This window comes from Ferruginibacter lapsinanis (assembly GCF_020783315.1).
Classification (GTDB): domain Bacteria; phylum Bacteroidota; class Bacteroidia; order Chitinophagales; family Chitinophagaceae; genus Ferruginibacter; species Ferruginibacter lapsinanis.
The window spans coordinates 611791-631860 of the sequence record NZ_CP086063.1 but is presented as its reverse complement, the minus strand read 5'-3'; the positions used below and the strand labels follow the sequence as shown (position 1 = coordinate 631860).

At 37.0% G+C, this 20070-nt stretch carries 17 protein-coding genes; 7 read left to right on the top strand and 10 right to left on the bottom strand.

All coding sequences use genetic code 11. From position 1 onward, the window contains the following. The first annotated feature begins 207 nt into the window (after positions 1–207). The 5 genes from pta to LK994_RS02665 all read left to right on the top strand — a co-directional run bounded on the left by pta (position 208) and on the right by LK994_RS02665 (position 6979). A complete protein-coding gene (gene pta / locus LK994_RS02685; RefSeq protein ID WP_229761344.1) occupies positions 208–2298 on the top strand; it encodes a phosphate acetyltransferase in 2091 nt (696 codons plus the stop codon). A 25-nt stretch (positions 2299–2323) separates the two neighbouring features. Beyond that, positions 2324–3520, top strand: coding sequence for an acetate/propionate family kinase (locus LK994_RS02680; protein WP_229761343.1), 1197 nt, complete (start codon positions 2324–2326; stop codon positions 3518–3520). 288 nt (positions 3521–3808) lie between these two features. Continuing rightward, the gene (locus tag LK994_RS02675) at positions 3809–5068 is read left to right on the top strand and encodes an adenylosuccinate synthase (RefSeq protein ID WP_229761342.1); all 1260 of its coding nucleotides are present in this window, start codon (positions 3809–3811) and stop codon (positions 5066–5068) included. 88 nt (positions 5069–5156) lie between these two features. Beyond that, a complete protein-coding gene (locus tag LK994_RS02670) occupies positions 5157–5591 on the top strand; it encodes a hypothetical protein (protein WP_229761341.1) in 435 nt (144 codons plus the stop codon). A gap of 104 nt (positions 5592–5695) precedes the next feature. Then, positions 5696–6979: an anthranilate synthase component I family protein gene (locus LK994_RS02665; protein WP_229761340.1), complete on the top strand. Its 1284-nt coding sequence runs from the start codon at positions 5696–5698 to the stop codon at positions 6977–6979. Between the two features lie 6 nt (positions 6980–6985). Here LK994_RS02665 and LK994_RS02660 read toward each other — a convergent pair whose 3' ends face one another. The 6 genes from LK994_RS02660 to rny all read right to left on the bottom strand — a co-directional run bounded on the left by LK994_RS02660 (position 6986) and on the right by rny (position 12458). Next, positions 6986–8191: a lytic transglycosylase domain-containing protein gene (locus LK994_RS02660; RefSeq protein ID WP_229761339.1), complete on the bottom strand. Its 1206-nt coding sequence runs from the start codon at positions 8189–8191 to the stop codon at positions 6986–6988. A 17-nt stretch (positions 8192–8208) separates the two neighbouring features. After that, on the bottom strand, positions 8209–9639 hold the full coding sequence (gene gatA / locus LK994_RS02655) for an Asp-tRNA(Asn)/Glu-tRNA(Gln) amidotransferase subunit GatA (RefSeq protein WP_229761338.1): 1431 nt from the start codon (positions 9637–9639) through the stop codon (positions 8209–8211). A gap of 110 nt (positions 9640–9749) precedes the next feature. Beyond that, on the bottom strand, positions 9750–10013 hold the full coding sequence (locus tag LK994_RS02650; RefSeq protein ID WP_229761337.1) for a Sec-independent protein translocase subunit TatA/TatB: 264 nt from the start codon (positions 10011–10013) through the stop codon (positions 9750–9752). Between the two features lie 72 nt (positions 10014–10085). Then, positions 10086–10211 carry a hypothetical protein gene (locus LK994_RS14535; protein WP_262907865.1) on the bottom strand — a complete coding sequence of 42 codons (126 nt, stop codon included), beginning with the start codon at positions 10209–10211 and terminating at the stop codon, positions 10086–10088. 186 nt (positions 10212–10397) lie between these two features. Beyond that, a complete protein-coding gene (rplS, locus tag LK994_RS02645) occupies positions 10398–10766 on the bottom strand; it encodes a 50S ribosomal protein L19 (RefSeq protein WP_229761336.1) in 369 nt (122 codons plus the stop codon). Between the two features lie 126 nt (positions 10767–10892). Further along, positions 10893–12458 (bottom strand): ribonuclease Y, encoded by a 1566-nt coding sequence (gene rny / locus LK994_RS02640; protein WP_229761335.1) that lies wholly within the window; start codon positions 12456–12458, stop codon positions 10893–10895. A gap of 80 nt (positions 12459–12538) precedes the next feature. Here rny and LK994_RS02635 point away from each other — a divergent pair, with 80 nt between their 5' ends. Continuing rightward, positions 12539–13153: a hypothetical protein gene (locus LK994_RS02635; RefSeq protein ID WP_229761334.1), complete on the top strand. Its 615-nt coding sequence runs from the start codon at positions 12539–12541 to the stop codon at positions 13151–13153. 2 nt (positions 13154–13155) lie between these two features. Here the strand turns inward: LK994_RS02635 and LK994_RS02630 are convergent, their stop codons facing one another. The 4 genes from LK994_RS02630 to pheT form a co-directional block, all read right to left on the bottom strand. Continuing rightward, complete coding sequence (locus tag LK994_RS02630) at positions 13156–14868, bottom strand: endonuclease/exonuclease/phosphatase family protein (protein ID WP_229761333.1); 1713 nt, start codon at positions 14866–14868, stop codon at positions 13156–13158. Positions 14869–14904: 36 nt separating this feature from the next. Continuing rightward, positions 14905–15186: a cell division protein ZapA gene (locus tag LK994_RS02625; RefSeq protein ID WP_229761332.1), complete on the bottom strand. Its 282-nt coding sequence runs from the start codon at positions 15184–15186 to the stop codon at positions 14905–14907. Positions 15187–15189: 3 nt separating this feature from the next. Then, positions 15190–15477: a hypothetical protein gene (locus LK994_RS02620; RefSeq protein WP_229761331.1), complete on the bottom strand. Its 288-nt coding sequence runs from the start codon at positions 15475–15477 to the stop codon at positions 15190–15192. 114 nt (positions 15478–15591) lie between these two features. After that, complete coding sequence (gene pheT / locus LK994_RS02615; RefSeq protein ID WP_229761330.1) at positions 15592–18021, bottom strand: phenylalanine--tRNA ligase subunit beta; 2430 nt, start codon at positions 18019–18021, stop codon at positions 15592–15594. A gap of 471 nt (positions 18022–18492) precedes the next feature. Here pheT and dnaB point away from each other — a divergent pair, with 471 nt between their 5' ends. Continuing rightward, positions 18493–20070, top strand: coding sequence for a replicative DNA helicase (gene dnaB, locus LK994_RS02610; protein WP_229761329.1), 1578 nt, complete (start codon positions 18493–18495; stop codon positions 20068–20070).

The following is a 20070-nucleotide window of genomic DNA, read 5'->3' as shown; positions in this document are numbered from 1 at the left end:
TGCCCTTTATTCTATGTACATTTCACTTGGGAGACTGGTTAAAGCCAATAATGGTTCAATTGCGTTTATGCACACGATTGCATAAACGCAAAAAGCCCAAAGCCTATCCAGAATTACATATCGAACTGATTTATATCAGTCAGAATCCCGAACTTTTCATCAACTTTTGTAAAATAAAATCAGGGAAATTTTTCAAATTCAATAATCATGTCAAAAGCTATTTATATCACTTCTTCAGAACCTTTTAGCGGTAAATCCGTGATCACTCTAGGCATTATAAATTTGCTTGCTGCCAAAGTAAAAAAGATCGCTTATTTCAAACCAGTGATCAATGAAGACCCTTCGGTAAGCAGAGACGCTCATATCGAAACGATCATTTCACAATTCGGATTGGATATCAAATACGAAGATGCATATGCATTTACTTACGATGAAATTTTACAATACAGAAGTCGTGGAGATAATGCATTCATCATCGACAAAATAATTTCTTCATACAAAAAATTAGAAGAAACAAATGATTTTGTAGTGGTTGAAGGATCTGATTTCAGTATTGAAGGTGCATCCTTTGAATTTGATATTAATGTGGAGATAGCCAAGAACCTGGGTATTCCTGTAATACTTATCTGCAAAGGCAACGGGCATTCGGCGGAAGAAGTTGCCAATGGGGCATTGGCAATTTATCAGGCATTCAATGAAAAAGATGTTCAGGTGATAGCCATTATTGCCAATAAAATAAAAGCAGATGGTGTTGAAGAATTAAAACGAACGTTTGCTGATCGACTTCCAAAACAAGTGTTGCAGTCTGTCATCCCAATGGATAAAGATCTGGGTAATCCTACAATGAGAGAGGTGGCAGATGCGGTTGGTGGTAAAATATTATTTGGAGAAAATCAGATCAACAATCAGGTAGATAACTCAATTGTTGGTGCAATGCAATTGCGTAACTGTTTAACAAGATTAAAAGAGAACACACTGATCGTTACACCGGGTGACAGAGCCGATATCATCGTTGCCATGCTGCAGGCGAATTTGTCAAAAAATTATCCAAAAGTGGCGGGCATGATACTTACGGGAGGATTAGAGCCAGAAGAACCTATCCTCAAATTGATGGAAGGCTTAGAATCTGTATTACCAATCATATTGGTAGAAACAGGCACATTTGCAACAGTGAACACAGTAGGTAATATTCAATCGAGAATTTATGCTACGGATAAAAATAAGATTGATCTTGCCATCAGTACGTTTGAAAAATATGTTGATGCGAAAGCAATTGAAGATAAGATCGTAACATTTGTACCGGAAGGAATTACGCCGAGAATGTTCCAGTATCAATTAGTAAAAAGAGCTAAATCTCACAAAAAACATATTGTGCTGCCGGAAGGAAATGATGACAGGGTTTTAATTGCAGCTGCAAAATTAGTAAAACAGGATATTGTAAAACTGACCATTCTTGGTAAAGAAGAAGAAATAAAAGCTGCAGTAAAAAGATTAAATATCAGTTTGGATTTTGATAAAGTGAATATTGTTGATCCTGTAACTTCTGATCGTTATCACGATTATGTAGAAACATTGTATGAACTGAGAAAAGATAAGAATGTAAATATGGAGATGGCGAGAGATATGATGACAGATGTATCTTACTACGGCACTATGATGGTGCATAAAGGTGAAGCAGATGGAATGGTGTCAGGCGCAATTCATACAACACAACATACTATTCGTCCGGCATTACAATTTGTAAAAACAAAACCTGGAGTAAATACAGTTTCTTCTGTTTTCTTTATGTGTTTACCTGATAGGGTTTCAGTATTTGGCGATTGTGCGGTGAATCCTAATCCTACATCAGAGCAATTGGCAGATATCGCTATTTCATCTGCAGAAAGCAGTCTTAATTTTGGCATAGAACCAAAGATTGCAATGTTGTCTTATTCTTCAGGAACATCAGGACAAGGAGAGGATGTAGAAAAAGTAAGAAAAGCAACTGAGATCATCAAACAACGCAGGCCCGATCTGAAAGTAGAAGGCCCGATACAATATGATGCAGCAGTAGACCCTGCAGTTGGCAAACAAAAAATGCCGAATTCTCCGGTAGCGGGTCAGGCAAGTGTATTGATATTCCCTGATCTGAATACTGGTAATAATACTTATAAAGCAGTGCAGAGAGAAACAGGTGCATTGGCCATTGGCCCTATGTTACAGGGCTTAAACAAACCTGTAAACGATTTAAGTCGTGGATGTACGATCGATGATATTTTTAACACAGTGGTTATTACAGCCATTCAGGCACAAGGATAAAAGAAACTGAAATAATAAAAGCACGATGAATATTTTTGTAATTAATTCCGGCAGCAGTTCTATCAAATATCAATTGATACAAATGCCCGAAGCAACGATTGTTTGTACAGGTTTGGTTGATAGAATCGGACTTGGGAATTCTGCCATTGTACATAAAATGTATAAACAAAACAGTGCACAGGTTCATCAAGAAACATTGGATATTAAAGATCATGTTTCAGGTTTGCAGAAAGTGGCTCAATTGCTTACAGATGCCACCATTGGTGTAATTAAAGATCCGTCAGAAATAAAAATGGTAGGACATAGGGTAGTGCATGGTGGGGAGAATTTCAGAGATACCCAGGTGATAGATGATGCCGTAAAAGAAAAAATAAAAAAATTATTTCCGTTAGCACCATTACATAATCCGCCAAACTATGTAGGTATAGAAGTGGCAGAAAAAATATTTTCTGCTGCAAAACAAGTTGCTGTGTTTGATACTGCATTCCATCAAACCTTACCACCTATGGCGTATCGTTACGCAATACCATCAGAATATTATTTTGATCACAAAATAAGAGTATATGGTTTTCACGGAACAAGTCATAAATATGTTTCGGAAAAAGCGATAGAATATCTTGGTAAACCAAACACAAAGATCATAACCATACATTTAGGCAATGGTTGCAGTATGGCCGCCGTTGATAATGGTAAATGTGTGGATACAAGCATGGGATTAGGCCCTATGAATGGATTGATGATGGGTACTCGTTGCGGAGATATTGATCAATCAGTAATTTTTTATTTGGTCAATCAATTGGGATACGGTTTTGATGAAGTGAATAATGTACTGAATAAAAAAAGCGGCATGTTCGGTTTAACGGGATTCAGCGATATGAGAGATGTAAAAGCAGAGATAGCAAAAGGAAATAAAGAAGCACAATTGGCGTATGATATGTATGCCTATCGCATTCGTAAATATATAGGTGCTTATACCGCCGCATTAAATGGATTAGATGCTATTGTGTTTACAGCAGGGGTTGGAGAAAATGATACATTAACAAGGAGATTGTGTGCAAATGATCTGGAGTATTTAGGTATTGAATTGGACCAAGAAAAAAATGAGCAACATTTATCAGGAATAAGAGAAATAAATAAAAACACTTCCAGGGTCAAAATATTGGTGGTACCAACCAATGAAGAATTAGAGATAGCCCGTCAATGTTATACATTAGAACAATAAAAAATTGCTATATCCAGAAAATCCATCAAGAAATCCTATAATATTTATAGGATTTCTTCTTTTTATTGCAATCATTGCATTTTTCATTGAATTATTACCCAATTTTCAAATAATTACATTTCATTTTAGGTGGTTGTAATATTTCAATTTATTTTTACGCCGATTTCAGAACAAATAATAAATCAAAATTCAAAAGTAAAAAATCTGATTGTGCTCAGTATCCAATTTTTGGTTTTAATTTTTAACTTTTGACTTATTTCATAAAAACCAACTAATTAAACACAAATAATGGTAGATGTAATTTTAGGGCTGCAATGGGGTGATGAAGGCAAAGGAAAAATTGTTGATTATTTTGCTCCCAAATATGATGTGATCGCTCGTTTTCAAGGTGGACCAAATGCAGGACACACATTGTATGTAAACGGAAAAAAAGTAGTACTCCATCAAATTCCAAGTGGAATTTTTCATGAAGATAAAATTAACCTGATAGGGAATGGCGTAGTGCTGGATGTGGTAACATTTAAAAAAGAATGTGAAACTGTAGCAGCGATGGGGGTTGATTATAAAAAGAATTTATACATCAGCGAAAGAACACACCTTATTTTACCTACACACAGAGCCCTGGATAAAGCCAGCGAACTATCTAAAGGAAATGACAAGATTGGTTCTACCTTAAAAGGTATTGGTCCGGCTTATATGGATAAAACCGGACGCAACGGATTAAGAGTGGGAGATATCAATAATAATTTTAATGCAGAATACGAAAAACTAAAAGCAAAGCATCAGGAAATACTGAATAACTATAAGTTTGATGAAGATATCAGCCAGTGGGAAAATGATTTTTTTGAAGCAATTGAATTTTTGCGTGGATTTAAAATTGTTAACGGGGAATACTTTATCAACGAAAAGATCAATGAAGGTAAAAAGGTATTAGCCGAAGGTGCACAGGGAAGTATGCTGGATGTTGATTTTGGAACATTCCCGTTTGTGACCAGCAGCAATACTATTTCTGCTGGCGTTTGTACTGGATTAGGTATTGCTCCGCAAAAAATCGGCGAGGTTTTTGGTATAACAAAAGCATATTGTACGAGAGTGGGAAGTGGTCCTTTCCCTACAGAGTTACATGACGATATGGGAGAATTGTTGCGTAAAACAGGTAATGAATTCGGAAGCACTACAGGAAGGCCGAGACGTTGTGGCTGGATCGATCTGGTAGCATTGCAATTTGCCTGCATGATCAATGGGGTTACTCAAATTATCATGACCAAAACAGATATATTAGATAATATTGATGACTTACAGGTATGCAGCAGTTATTCTATCGGAGGAAAAGAAACAGATCAGGTTCCGTTTCAAATGAACCGTCTTGATATTACTCCCGTGTATAAAAGTTTCAAAGGATGGAAAACAGATATTACAGCAATTGATACCCATGCTGCTTTGCCTCAGGCAATGAAAGAGTATATTGACTATATTAACCAGTTTTTAAAGGTTCCGGTAAAATATATAAGCAACGGACCAGGCAGAGATCAGATAATAGAAGCATAACAAAAAAATAATATTTTAAAAAAAGTTGCATTTTTTTTTGGCTAATTAAAAATCTCTAAGAAATTTTACAGTACTAATGCGTTAAACTATGGCTACAAAATCAGATAAGGATAAAAAGACCACCACAAAAAGTGCTGCTCCTGCAAAAAAGGAAGCTGCAGCTAAGCCTTCTTCTAAATCTAAGAAAGATGAAGACGATGATGATGACGATGATGATGATATTGATGAAACTCCCGTAAAAAAAGGAAAAGCCTCGTCAAAAAAATCAAAAGATGATGACGATGATGATGATGACGATATTGATGATAAAGACGATGATTGGGAAAAAGGTGACGAGGAAGACGATGATTGGGATCCTGACTTTGACGAGTTTGATGTTCCTAAATCAAAAATAAAAAAAGCACCAACTAAAAAAGGGAAAGAAGAGGAAGAGGATGATTTCAAAATTGATGATGAATTTAAAGATCTTGGTTTTGATGATTTAGACGGTGGAGGTTTTGATGATGATGATGATGATTTTTAATTTGTAATTTATTGCACGAATTAGTCGAGTTACACGAATTAATTTAAGAATAAAAATTTTCAATTGGTGTAATGAGTAAAAATTAGTGGAGTAAAAGACTACAAGTGAAAAAAACTACATCATTTTCCGTTAGTAATTTAAACGAATTCAAAATACAGATGTTGAACTGGGCAAGCCGGTTCAACATTTTTTGTTTGCTGGATAATCAGCAGTATCATTTTGATACGCCTGCATTCGAATGCTTGTTGGCTGTTGGGTGTAAGCAAAAAATATCACTTAATTCAGGCAATGCTTTGGGTGCATTGAAAGAATTTTGTGCCAATCAAAATGATTGGCTCTTCGGCCATATTGGATATGATATTAAAAACGAAATTGAACAACTCAGTTCTGAAAACTTTGATGGGGTTGCTTTTTCAGATGCTTTCTTTTTTGTTCCTGAGATAATTTTACAACTCAGCGAGCATCAGGTGACTGTTTTTTTTGACGAAGGCTCAGCGGAAGAAATTATTGAAGCGATCAAGCTTTCGGCTTCTACTATCAATGACCTCCCTGCTAAAACGGCTATTATCAATAGTCGCTTTACTCAACAAGAATATATCGATGCGGTAAAAAAAATACAACAGCATATTTTAAGAGGCGATTGTTATGAGCTTAATTTTTGCCAGGAGTTTTTTGCTGATAATATTATGATAGATCCACTGTCAGTGTATCATCATCTGGTTAAATTTTCTCCCAATCCTTTTTCAGCCTTATATAAACTGGAAGATAAATATTGCATTTGTGCCAGCCCGGAACGATATTTAAAAAGAAGCGGCAATCAAATAATTTCTCAACCCATAAAAGGTACAGCCAAAAGAGATTTACAACATGTTGAAGTCGATGAAGCCAATAAGCTACACCTTATCAATAGTGCAAAAGAAAAGAGTGAAAATGTAATGGTAGTGGATCTGGTACGCAATGATCTTAGTAAAATATGTGTCGAAAATTCTGTACAGGTAGATGAACTTTTTGGTATTTACAGTTTTCCGCAGGTGCATCAGATGATCAGTACTGTAAGTGGAAAAGTTACTGCTGATACTGATTGGATTGATATTGTGAAAGCTACATTCCCTATGGGCAGTATGACGGGGGCTCCCAAGAAAAAAGTAATGCAACTGATAGAAGAATTTGAAAAAACAAAACGAGGTCTATTCTCTGGAGCCGTAGGTTATATAAAACCCGATGGTGATTTTGATTTTAATGTTGTGATAAGAAGTATTCTATATAATGCATCAACTAACTATTTATCTTTCCAGGTAGGTAGTGCTATTACTTTTTACAGCGAAGCTGAAAAAGAATATGAAGAATGTTTGTTGAAGGTGGAAGCGATTGTGAAAGTGTTAGGGTGATTACAGCTACGCTCTCTTTTTTGCACTCCTTTTATAAACAGTCTTAGTAGGCGAAGGAATAGAGGTACTATTATATAATACTTGCACACATTCATTCAGAATTTGATATTTATTTGCAGTAAATAATTGCATTTTTTCAGGAGGTAATCGAAGATCAAAATTACCAATGGTAGACATTGCCTGATCGAATCCCGGGTTGTAATTATTGAAAGTGGTAATATCCATTGATAGATTTTTAGCGATTACCAATGAATTGTATTTCCCTGAAATGGGAAGCACTTCAACATCTACCAGTTGTTGTGCCGATAATTTTGGTTTGGTATTGTATGGATTTTTAGTAGGAGAAAGACCATAGGTTGTTCTCGACATAGCTTCATCAAATGCAGCAATATCTCCACTGCCATCTATGTTGTTGCTACCCTCCATGATGTATTGAGTAGCAATAAAACGTTTTACATAGGTCCTTGATTCTTCGGGTAAGTAATATTGTAATTGCCAGAAATCCCTGCTGCCACTCTTTTTGATCGCATTGTATACTCTGCCTGGTCCGCCGTTGTAAGCGGCCATTACCAATAACCAGTCATGCATTTCTTTGTATAAACTCAATAAATATTTAGATGCGGCATGTGTACTCTTGTAATAATCTCTTCGATCATCTACAAAGCTGTTTACTGTCAGGCCGAAATTTTTTGCAGTGTAAGGCATAAACTGCCATGGGCCACCAGCGCCTACCGGGCTGGTAGCATCAGTGCTTAAATTAGATTCAATAACAGCAATATATTTAAGTTCTTTCGGTAAGCCGTATTGCTGTAAAATATTTTCAATTAAATTGAAATAAGGTTGTCCCCAACCTTTCATCTTTTGTAAGTAATTGCCATGTACTCTCATGTAATCCTGCGTAAAACTAATAGCGTTGGGATTTATCTGTGTGCTGTATGGCAGCGCTGTATTGTATCCTGTGGGAGAAAAAAGGTTTTTAAATCCGTATTGCGTAACCTGGCTTATGTAAGCTATTTTTTCCTTTTTTACTTTTTGATTTTCTCGTGCCTGAATGATCTCATCAATGGTTGCATCTTCAGTAGCGATATCTTCAACCATCGTATCTCTTACAGCGTGATGCAAGTTTTTATTATCCGGTAGTGCCCATGTTTTTCCTGCTGATGTAAAAAACATCAGCAAACTAACTACTGCTATGGATAAAAATCTATTCATTAATAGTAAGATACTTTTTACTGCCTGTATTGTTGCATCAATAATTTTGAAAACGATAATAATGTTGTTTCTTCCAATTTATTGGTTAATGCCTGTAAGCCAAAAGGCATGCCATTACTATGTTTGAACAACGGTACTGATATGCCTGGCAATCCTGTAAGGTTGGCAAAAACGGTATAAATATCTGCCAGATACATGGCAATCGGATCATCTTTTTTCTCTCCGATGGTAAACGCTGTTACCGGAGATGTAGGTAAAATGATCACATCAAAATCTTCAAACACTTTAGTTGTTTTATCTACCAATAATTGCCGCACCTGTTGTGCCTTACTGAAATAGGCATCATAATAGCCAGCACTTAATACAAATGTTCCTAATAAAATACGATGTTGTACTTCTTTACCAAATCCTTCTGTTCTGGTTTTTGAATAAAAATCATTTAAGTCGGTAATTGGTTCTTTAGTGCTATGTCCAAAACGTATACCATCAAAACGACTTAAGTTGCTGCTTGCCTCTGCAGTCGTTAATACATAATATGCTGGTACGATATAATCGATCAGGTCAAATTCCACAGCCTCAACAGTATGCCCATCGGCTTTTAAAGTATCGATCAGCGATAAAATTTTTTCCTTGATTTCTTTATCTAAAGATTCATGAAATAATGCTTCCTTAAAATAAGCGATACGATATTTTTTATCGGTTGAAAGAGTTTCAGAAAATTTTTCGGGTTGTTGTGTACTTGCTGTACTGTCAAAATCATCCGGCCCCGCCATTACTTCCAAAGCCAAAGCAATATCATCTATATTATTTCCAAAAATTCCTATCTGGTCAAATGAAGAGGCATAAGCAATCAGTCCATATCTAGATATACGGCCATAAGTAGGTTTAAGCCCTACAATGCCACAGAAATCTGCCGGTTGCCTAACGGAGCCTCCGGTATCACTACCAAGACTGATCATACACATATCTGCTTGTACGGCAACAGCACTGCCACCACTGGAACCACCCGGTACTTTTGTTTCGTCCAATGCATTCAATACATTTCCATAAGCAGAATTTTCGTTGGTACTACCCATTGCAAATTCGTCGCAATTACAAGCACCTATAATAATGGCTTCTTCATCTAATAAACGTTGTATAGCAGTAGCGTTATACACAGCTGTATAACCCTCTAATATTTTTGATGCAGCAGTAACCACGTGGTCTTTATAGCATAAAACATCCTTAATGGCTATTACTACACCATGCAGCTTGCCTATAGGGGCACCTGATCTTCTTTTATTATCCAGTTCAACTGCTTTTGCTACAGCTTCTTCAGCAAAAACCTGTGTAAAAGCATTCAGGTGTTTTTTCTCGTCTATTTTTTTCAGGTAAGATGCAACAGTGTCTGCACAGTTAATGCTTCCTGCTGTAAGTTGCTGATGATATTGTTGTATAGAACTGATCAATGGTTGCAATTAGTTTGATTGGTATGTATAAAATAGGCTGGAGTGGAGGACAAAGTTTCTGTCTTTCACTTCAGCCGTAATCTGGTTGAATGTTAATTGTCTTGTAAAGACTATGATTGTTTTTGTTGCTCCAATTGTTTTCTTAATTGACGAATTTCTTCATCTTTATCTTTTTCATTCATTCCTGCTTCGAACTCACTTTTTACATTGTCTTTGGCATCTTTGAATTCACGAACACCTTTGCCTATTCCTTTCATTAACTCAGGAATTTTTTTGCCACCAAATAATAAGATAACTGCGATAAGGATAAAGATCCATTCAGAACCACCCGGCATTCCGATCAAGAAAACTGCATTCAAAATTGATAATAACATGATTAAGATTTTATAGCGCAAAGATAAAAGAAATATTCCCTTTACCTGTTTTTTGATTGTTAATAATACTGATTATCTCAGGTATCTGCCACATTTTGCTTTTCCATTGGCTGCTTCATACGGAGAGATACCTCTTGCACAAGCTGTAAACATTAGTACAACTGATACAAACAGGACAGAAATGGCGATCTTTTTCATACTAATTCGTTTTCGGGTGAAAATTAAAAAAGAATACAAATGTTGTCACCGGAATTGGATATTACGATGTAAAGCTAATTTATTTCCCCGGCCCTTGCAATGCATACGGCTCTTTTAGGCTGAGTTTAACATAAACAAAAAAGCGAAAACCAATTGGTTTTCGCTTCTATATATTTCATAAGGAAATTACTTCTTTTTAAGAGCAACTGCCATTCTTTTTTCCTGGATACGTGCACTTTTACCGCTTCTTTCACGTAAGTAGAACAATTTAGCTCTGCGTACTTTACCTACTTTGTTTAACACAACACTCTCAATATTAGGAGAATAGAAAGGGAATAAACGTTCAACACCTACACCATCACTCATTTTACGTACTGTAAAAGTAGCGGTAGCCCCGGTACCCTGACGTTTGATCACATCGCCTTTAAAGCTTTGGATACGTTCTTTGTTTCCTTCTACAATTTTGTAGTTTACAGTTATGTTGTCACCTGCTTTAAAACTTGGTAAAGCTGGTTTTGCTGTTAATTGTTCGTGTACAAATGCTACTGCGTTCATGATCTTTATTTTTAACGGACGGCAAAGGTAGAGAAAAGTTCTGAGTTATAAGTTATAAGTTATAAGTTTTTTTCAAAAAAATCAGACTTTTTGGACTTACTACTTAAAACGTGTTACTTAAAACGGCTATCTGGCTATATTCACAGCCCTTTTCTCTCTGATAACTGTAACTTTGATCTGACCCGGGAAAGTCATTTCAGTTTGTATTTTTTGAGCTATCTCAAAGCTTAATTTATCACTGTCAGCATCGCTAACCTTATCAGCCTCAACAATTACCCTTAACTCACGACCGGCCTGAATTGCATAGGCCTTTTCAACACCCTGATAGGCTTGAGCCATGCTTTCAAGGTCTTTGATACGTTGGATGTATTGCTGCATGATCTCACGTCTAGCACCAGGTCTTGCACCACTGATCGCATCGCAGGCCTGAATGATAGGAGAGATCACATATTGCATTTCCATTTCATCATGGTGAGCACCTATAGCATTGACTACTGCAGGGTTTTCGCCATATTTTTCAGCCAGTTTAGCACCCAATAGCGCATGGCTTAATTCTGTTTCTTCATCCGGCACTTTACCAATATCATGCAATAATCCGGCACGTTTTGCCAATTTAGGGTTCATGCCTAATTCGGCAGCCATGATAGCACAAAGATTGGCAGTCTCACGACTGTGCATCAATAAGTTTTGACCATATGAAGAACGGAAACGCATCCGGCCAACCATTCTGATCAATTCTTTGTGTAATCCGTGTACACCTAATTCCATTGCAGTACGTTCACCGATTTCCATTACTTGATCGTCTAACTGACGTTTGGTTTTTTCCACCACTTCTTCAATACGGGCAGGGTGAATACGGCCATCCGCTACTAAACGTTGTAATGATAAACGGGCAATTTCTCTACGTAATGGATCAAAGGAAGATAGGACGATTGCTTCCGGAGTATCATCAACCACCAGGTCAACACCTGTTGCAGCTTCAATAGCCCTGATATTACGGCCTTCTCTACCAATGATAGAACCTTTTATTTCATCACTTTCGAGATTGAATACAGTAATGGAATTTTCTATAGCAGCCTCAGCAGCAGTACGTTGTATTGTTTGGATAACAATTTTACGGGCTTCTTTGCCGGCCTTTTGTTTAGCGTCTTCAATAATTTCCTGTTGAATAGCTACCGCCTTGCTTTGAGCTTCTTGTCTTAAGCTTTCAATTAATTGATTACGAGCATCTTCTGCACTCAGGTTAGCTACTTTTTCCAGTCTGCGGATATGTTCTTCCTGATGTTTTTCAAGTTCTGTACGCTTCAAATTTACCACTTCGATCTGGCGATTAAGGGTTTCTTTGATAGCTTCGTTTTCTTTAACCTGCTTTTCTACATTGCCTTCTTTTTGGTTAAGACTTTGCTCTTTTTGTTTGATCCTGTTCTCACCTTCGATCAGCTTTTGATTGCGTTGCATAACCTCTTTGTCATGCGTCGCTTTCATTTGCACAAACTTTTCTTTAGCCTCTAATTCTTTCTCTTTTTTAAGATTTTCAGCCCTTAATTCGGCTTCTCTGATAATCGTTTGTGCTTGTTTTTCAGCTTCTTCTACTTGATTTTTGGTGTTTTTGGCAAAAAGCAATTTACCCAGCACAATACCCAATACGAGGGCTATTGCACCAATGATGATGGAAAGTATATTCGGTTCCATTGAAATTTTTTGTTTTAAATCGGTTCACAATCTTGTATGATCTCACTATACCCATAAATTATTGAGCTAAATATAGTTAGTTGGCGAAGATAAGAAATTTGTTTGGAGTAAATTTGCAAACAATCATAAAAATGCTGCTTCAACATCCGCAACTGGTCGATTTACTGAAACGGGCATACTCTGCCGAAAAAGCTGCTTCTTTTGCCTACCAGGGGCATGCCGGAGCAGTAAAAAATCAGGAAGAAAAAATGGCTATCCGCCAAATTGAGTTAGATGAATGGAATCATCGTGCCGAAGTACTTGCAATAATGCGGCAGTATAATGTGTCCGTCTCAAATTTTTATGAGGTCAAATTCTGGGTCATAGGAAAGGTGATAGCTGCAAGTTGTTATGTGATTGGCTGGTTTATGCCATTTTATTTTGCTGGAAGGTTAGAGAGCGGAAACGTTTGTGAGTATTTCAGAATGAAACAGTACTTCAATAGTTTGGGTATAAGAGAACACGACAAGCTCTTATATGAGATGGGGATGAAGGAAAAAGAACACGAGGTGTATTTTCTGGAGCAGATCAAAGACAAAAAAATGCTGCCCTTTTTTCAAAAATTATTCTTTTGGGGTAAAGAAGAAAGTTTTAATAATATCGACCTCGATAAAAAATATCCGGTGGAAGAATCGGATATGTATTGCAAAAAATAGTGCTACTGCCCGTTTAATTTTACATTGATTCCTGGTTGTACAGATATGCTGCTATTACTGTTAGATTGAATACTTCTAACTTCTGTGCTATTATTTATTACCGGGAAATTGGGAGCTACGGAAGGTATAACCACATTGCTGTTTTGATCTGGTACCATACTGCAATTCCAGTTAGCAGGATTTTCCCAGGCGGTATTAATACTGCCGTTCCATTGTAGAGTAGGTGTGATGATGGTGGTCATCGGTATTTCCAGATCTGTTACAGATGGCAGGTGATCACTGGCAATTAAATTATCATTTGCCTGCAGGCCATATTGAGTAAGACGACCGACACTCATCATTTCTGTTTGTAACACAAAAGATTTTTTCACTTTTATATTAGTGTTCGTGTGAATGATATAATCCAATTTGCCTGGCCACCATTTAGCAGTTTCACTTTGATTACGCCAGGTATATGTCATATTTCTATCAGCAACCAAAGCATTAATACTTGTAAGCGGTTTATTGTCCCAATCTGGTGGAGGTGCCGTACCAAAAACGGCCGTGTTGGCAATATTGCCTGTTAATATTGTATTAAGCGGAGAAGAATAATTTACCATATTAAAATCACCCGCAATAACAAATGGAGTGTTAGCAGGTACAAGTACAGGAACAGAGGTAGTACCTGCTTTCATTTTGGTGATATATTGGATCATGTTGTCCGCTTCGCTTTGTCGTAACGAATCGGCATCATTGCCTGCGGCTAAATGTGTACCGATAACTAATAGATCTGTCAAATAATTCGAAGGAAGATTTATATAAGCAGCGGTGGTTCTTCCGAATGTTATTTTACTAGCGCCTTGAATGGAAGATCGGGAAGCAATAATAATCCCGGCAGTTGTTTCTTTGTAACAATTCCAGCTAGCCGAACCACCTAGTGGGAGCCATGTATTTAATAGTGTTTTTGCCTGGGTTGCTGTTGTGTTCCAACATTCACACAAAACAATCACATCAGGATTAATGGCTTTGAATATGCGTTCAAAACTACCCAGTCTTGCATTGTCTTTCAGCCCGTCATTCAGTACATTGTATTCCATCAATCGGATATAGTTACTGTTACATTTACTAATATCTATGGCACCAAAATCTGAATGGTGTGTATTGGTAAAAGTATAGGTGTAGGTCGATCCACTATTAGGCATGGCATCACCGCCGGTTATACCATTTACAAAATTCAGTTTGATCGTATTAGATGAAAATAAACTGATCGCAGGGGTACCTACAACCGCAGCACGACTAATGGCAATTTCAAATGTGTCACTTTTGAAAGTAGGTAATGCTACAAATTTGATGTTACTGGCAAATACAGTATCTTTTAATGAGGCGCCATGATAATAGAATCCATACTTGCTGCCAAATCTCCATCCTAGTTCCGAACCAATCCCATACGTGGAAAATCCGGTTGATGCATTGTTGTCAGCATCTATGTTTACATATAAACTATTACTGTCTGCAAGATTGAATGCTGCATTTGTAATTAAGCGGATATATAAATTCTCATCATCATTGGTAACAGAGAATCCTTTCAGGTCAATGCCGTTCCCATCCGCAGTTGCATCAGTAGTGATAGTTGTGCCTGTCCAGTCTGTAAACTTACCATTAAGAGATATACTCTGTGCATTTACAAAATGTGTAATGAAGAAAAAACAAAAAAGAAGTAAGATGTTTTTAGTCATGTAAAAGGTAGACGAATAGAAACCCCAAAGTGTTGCTTATAACACCTCGTTGATCTTCTGTTCTATTTTTTGTAATGCTTCCTGCATTTCTTTTTCTACAGATGGGTTATGGCCAGCATTGGCTTGTGTTGCATACCAGATCATTACCATGGCAATATAGTCTTGCATATCTTTACCGGAGAACTGGGTCTTGAATTCTATTATTTTATCGTTGATGGTTTTTAATGTACGACGAATGATCTCCTCATCTTCGGGATTGGTTTTGATACGATAAGTTCTATCGCCAATTAAGATATTTACTGGAATTAATTCTGACATTTTTTATTCACTTAATAAACCAATACACTTATCTATTTCTTTTATATACCGATTGATGTTTTTTTCGAAAACTTTTTTATCCGTTTCGTTCATCTGTCCGGCAGCAGATTTTAACAAAGCTACCTGTTGCTGTAATTGTTGTATCTGCTCTGTATCTTTTTCGTTTTGTGTTTTACTATTGTTGAAAGCAGTCTTTAATTGTTCATTTTCTTTTTTTAACGCAATATGTTGCTTCAGCAATTGCTGAAGTTTAGCATTGATCCGGGTTATATTTTCTTCTAATGGCGTCATTTATCCTTAAATCCCCTGAAGGGAACTTTAGACTATAATTATTTGATTTTTTAAATTGATCCCTGAATCTAGTATACTCTTCCCATGTTCCCCTTTAGGGGGCTAGGGGTGTTCTTATTTCCTTATTTCCGCACTTAACTCTTTTTCGTAAGATACAATTATTTTTCCCATCATTGCATCGATCTCTTTATCTGTTAAAGTTTTTTCTTCATCTAAAAAAGTAAAGCTTACTGCCAAAGATTTTTTATCCGCACCTAATTTATCACTTTCAAAAATATCAAACAAGTTAACTGATCTTAATTTGTTCACTCTTGCGCCATAGGTAGCTTTTTCTACATCTTCATATTTTACAGATTTATTTACCACAATAGCCAGGTCTCTTTGTACAAGCGGGTATTTTGCTATTTCTGTATATTCTATTTTTACTTTTTTGTTTAGAGCGATGAGTTTATCCCAATCAATATCCGCATATAATACCGGTTGTTTGATATCAAAACGATCGGCGGTTTTTTTATTTACAATACCTATTGTTGCAACGATCTCGTTTTTTACTTTAACCTGCAATGAACTATCTAAACTAGTGTTTGACTCAGCATTGTTATATGAGCTGATAGTTAATCCAAGTAACTGTATTGTTTTTTCAACTACTGCTTTTGCGAAATAAATATCAGCTTTATCGCCTTTGCCTTTCCAGCTATCAGCAGTTTTCTTGCCGGTGATATAAATACTCAAATGCTGCTGTTCAAAATATTTTCCTGTGGCAGAAGTAGTATAAGTTTTGCCAAACTCAAAAAATTGCAGATCAGTATTTCTTCTGTTCAAATTATAAGCAACACTTTCTAAGCCGGTCTCCATCATTGATGGACGCATCACATTTAATTCGGCACTCAAACTATTGATCATTTTTACCGTAGTTTGTAATACTTCCTCTGAGTAATAAGCAGCATTGGTGATACTGTTAGTGAAGATCTCATTAAAGCCTAAGCCGATTAAATAATTAGCAGTCTTTTCTTTGTAGGATGCTTCATGCGCAAGTGTTTCAACAGAAGGGCTGATGGTAATGGCAGTTGGAATTTCAACATTGTCCAGTCCGTCTATCCGCATGATCTCTTCTACTATATCAGCCGGAATACTTACATCAGGTTTGTTGAATGGTACGGCAATGCGAATGTCGTCTTGCCCCTCTTTCAATATTTCAAAACCTAATGCTGTTAAAATGTTTTTAATGGTATCTCCATGATAATTTTTACCACTTAATTTTTTCAGGTAATGGTATTTGATAGCAACTTCAGTTTTCTGTTTTGGCGCAGGATATACATCAATGATATTGCTTGCAAATTGTCCGCCTGCTATTTCTTTTATCATTTCTGCAGCACGTTTCAATACATTTACCGTGTTACCAATGTCTACGCCTTTTTCAAATCTTGTTGCGGCATCAGTCCGTAATCCATGCCTGAACGATGTTTTACGAATAGTGATCGGATTGAACCAGGCGCTTTCCAGAAAAATATTTTTTGTAATAGCAGTAACACCGCTTTTTGCACCACCATATACACCGCCAATACACATCGGTTCTTCGGCATTACAGATCATCAGGTCTTCGGCAGATAATTTTCTTTCTTTATCATCCAGCGTTAGAAAAGAAGTTCCTTCAGGAAGATTCTTTACAATGATCTTGTTTCCAATTATCTGATCAGCATCAAATGCATGTAAAGGTTGCCCTGTTTCATGCAGAATAAAATTGGTAATATCTACAATATTGTTGATTGGCCTTAATCCGATGGTTTTTATTTTTTGTTGAAGCCATTTAGGGCTTTCGGCAATAGTAACGCCTTGTATGCTAATACCGGCATAACGAAGACAAGCTGTTGCGTTATCAATTTTTACTTCAATTGGTAATAATTGATTATCAGCCTTAAAACTATTTTTATAAGGTGATTTTACTGAAACTTCTTTTTTGTTGTGATGCCATAAATAAGCACATACATCTTTAGCAACACCCAAATGACTCATAGCATCCATACGATTAGGAGTAAGGCCAATTTCAAAAACTACGTCATTGTATGGTTTGAAATATTCTGCCGCAGGAGTCCCTGTTTTGGTTGCTGCTGGAAGTACCATAATGCCGGCATGACTTTCACTTAAACCGATCTCATCTTCAGCACAGATCATTCCAAAGCTTTCCACACCACGTATCTTGGCTTTCTTCATCGTCATTGGATCACCAGTTAACGGATAAATCGTTGCGCCAACCGTTGCTACCACTACCTTTTGCCCGGCAGCTACATTAGGTGCACCGCAAACAATTTGCAACGGTGCATCTCCACCAATTGAAACAGTTGTGATAGATAGTTTATCTGCATCAGGATGTTTTTCACAAGTCAATACTTCACCAATTACCAGCCCCTCCAGCCCACCTTTCATCTCTTCGTATTTCTCCATGCTCTCCACTTCCAGACCAATTGAGGTTAAAATCTTACTCAGTTTTTCTGGCTCAATTTTCTCAGGAAGGTATTCGCTCAACCAATTATAACTTATTGTCATTTATTAAATATTAGAATTTATAGTCAGCAAAGATAACTATTGCTAAATAAGCAGTAAAAAATCAATAAAAATGAAGGCAAATAATCATTCATTTTGAGAAAAACAAGTGAAAAAAAAATGCATTTGGTGAAGAAAAAGAAATCGACAGCAGTGATCCTGTTGATAAAAGATGGCGTATGACCGATTTATCTGTATAGTATCTGTTAACAATCATGTGGATTACCCGTGAATAACCTACTTTTACATGTGAGTTAAGGGTGGAAAATCAGTATAAAAAGTTGATAACAGGAGACTGTGTATAAACTTGAACTTTTTTGCTTTTACCTTAGTCGCTCTGCAGCAATCTGATAGGTAATATTTAGTGATTTGTTACTATGCTAACAATAGGGTTTAAACGAAATTTACCGATTCGGCGTTTGTTCATGCAGAACCTTACAAACCTTAACGATAAACTTACAAACCTGACTAAAAATGGAATTTACTAATCTTAATAAAGATAGAAAAACAAGACGCAAACCAAACCTTGACTTGGGAAATATGGTATTTGGTAAAGTACCTCCTCAGTCAAAAGAATTGGAAGAAGCGGTGCTTGGAGCAATAATGCTGGAGAAGAGTGCTTTTGATACGGTGATAGAAATTTTGAAGGCAGAATGTTTTTATGGTGAAGCTCATCAGCGTATTTTCAGAGCAATGATCTCATTGGCGCAAAAGAGTTTGCCGATCGATTTATTGACTGTTGTTGAAGAACTAAAGATCAAAGAAGAGTTGGATCTGGTGGGGGGACCTTACTATGTATCGAAATTGACCAACGCGGTAGTATCTTCTGCTAATATCGATGCTCACTCAAGAATCATTCTGCAAAAATTCATACAAAGAGAACTGATACGTATCAGCGGAGAGATCATTGGAGATGCGTATGAAGATGCGACTGATGTGTTTGATCTGTTAGATGATGCAGAAAGCAAATTATTTGAGATCACTAATAATCACTTACGTAAAAATTTTGATGATATCAATACGGTATTGGTAAAAACGATCCAGCGTATTGAAGATATGCGTAACCGTGATGAAGATATCACCGGAGTGCCATCGGGCTTTGAAAAATTAGATAAACTGACTTATGGATGGCAACCAACCGATCTGATCGTGTTAGCGGCAAGACCATCGGTAGGTAAAACGGCATTTGCGCTTAACCTTGCCCGTAGTGCAGCATTACATCCTACCAAACCAACACCAGTGGCTTTCTTTAGTCTGGAGATGAGTGCCGGGCAATTGGTGACACGTATCCTGAGTGCTGAAAGTGAGATATGGTTAGAGAAGATAAGCCGAGGTAAACTGGAAGAACACGAGATGAAGCAGTTGTATAAAAAAGGGATTGAGCGATTGAGTAATGCTCCCATTTTTATTGATGATACAGCAGCACTGAATATTTTTGAATTAAGAGCAAAGTGTCGTCGGTTGAAAAATAAACACAATGTTGGTTTGATCATTATCGATTACCTGCAGTTGATGAGTGGCGCAGGAGAAAACAGAAATGGCAACAGGGAACAAGAGATCAGTCGTATATCAAGAGATCTGAAAGGGTTGGCCAAAGAATTACAGGTGCCGATCATTGCACTGTCACAGTTAAGTCGTGAGGTGGAGAAAAGAAAAGAAGGCGCAAAAATCCCTCAGTTGAGTGATCTGCGTGAGTCGGGTGCCATCGAGCAGGATGCTGATATGGTAATGTTCCTGTACCGTCCTGATTATTATGATATCGGGCAAAACGAAATGGGTGAGAGCACAAAAGGCGAGACCTATGTTAAGATCGCTAAACATCGTAACGGTAGTTTGGATACGATCAAGTTGAAAGCCTTATTACACATACAAAAATTTATTGAAGACGAAGATGATGGTAGCGGTGGAAATGATTTCAGAAGTGGTGGAGGTCATCCCGGCGGAAATTTCAGACCGGTAAAACCTGATGAAGATGGTGGTGGTTCTAAACTATATATTCAAAAGGGCAGTAAAATGAATGATGGCTCTTTTGATGACGAGGCTCCATTTTAA

What these genes read in the sequence shown, in the direction of transcription:
- LK994_RS02625 (WP_229761332.1), bottom strand. Translation starts at nt 15,186, where the DNA reads ATGTCAGAATTAATTCCAGTAAATATCTTAATTGGCGATAGAACTTAT.
- LK994_RS02620 (WP_229761331.1), bottom strand. Translation starts at nt 15,477, where the DNA reads ATGACGCCATTAGAAGAAAATATAACCCGGATCAATGCTAAACTTCAG.
- LK994_RS02650 (WP_229761337.1), bottom strand. Translation starts at nt 10,013, where the DNA reads ATGTTATTATCAATTTTGAATGCAGTTTTCTTGATCGGAATGCCGGGT.
- LK994_RS02675 (WP_229761342.1), top strand. Translation starts at nt 3,809, where the DNA reads ATGGTAGATGTAATTTTAGGGCTGCAATGGGGTGATGAAGGCAAAGGA.
- rny (WP_229761335.1), bottom strand. Translation starts at nt 12,458, where the DNA reads ATGGAACCGAATATACTTTCCATCATCATTGGTGCAATAGCCCTCGTA.
- pta (WP_229761344.1), top strand. Translation starts at nt 208, where the DNA reads ATGTCAAAAGCTATTTATATCACTTCTTCAGAACCTTTTAGCGGTAAA.
- pheT (WP_229761330.1), bottom strand. Translation starts at nt 18,021, where the DNA reads ATGACAATAAGTTATAATTGGTTGAGCGAATACCTTCCTGAGAAAATT.
- LK994_RS14535 (WP_262907865.1), bottom strand. Translation starts at nt 10,211, where the DNA reads ATGAAAAAGATCGCCATTTCTGTCCTGTTTGTATCAGTTGTACTAATG.
- LK994_RS02680 (WP_229761343.1), top strand. Translation starts at nt 2,324, where the DNA reads ATGAATATTTTTGTAATTAATTCCGGCAGCAGTTCTATCAAATATCAA.
- LK994_RS02630 (WP_229761333.1), bottom strand. Translation starts at nt 14,868, where the DNA reads ATGACTAAAAACATCTTACTTCTTTTTTGTTTTTTCTTCATTACACAT.
- rplS (WP_229761336.1), bottom strand. Translation starts at nt 10,766, where the DNA reads ATGAACGCAGTAGCATTTGTACACGAACAATTAACAGCAAAACCAGCT.
- dnaB (WP_229761329.1), top strand. Translation starts at nt 18,493, where the DNA reads ATGGAATTTACTAATCTTAATAAAGATAGAAAAACAAGACGCAAACCA.
- LK994_RS02670 (WP_229761341.1), top strand. Translation starts at nt 5,157, where the DNA reads ATGGCTACAAAATCAGATAAGGATAAAAAGACCACCACAAAAAGTGCT.
- LK994_RS02660 (WP_229761339.1), bottom strand. Translation starts at nt 8,191, where the DNA reads ATGAATAGATTTTTATCCATAGCAGTAGTTAGTTTGCTGATGTTTTTT.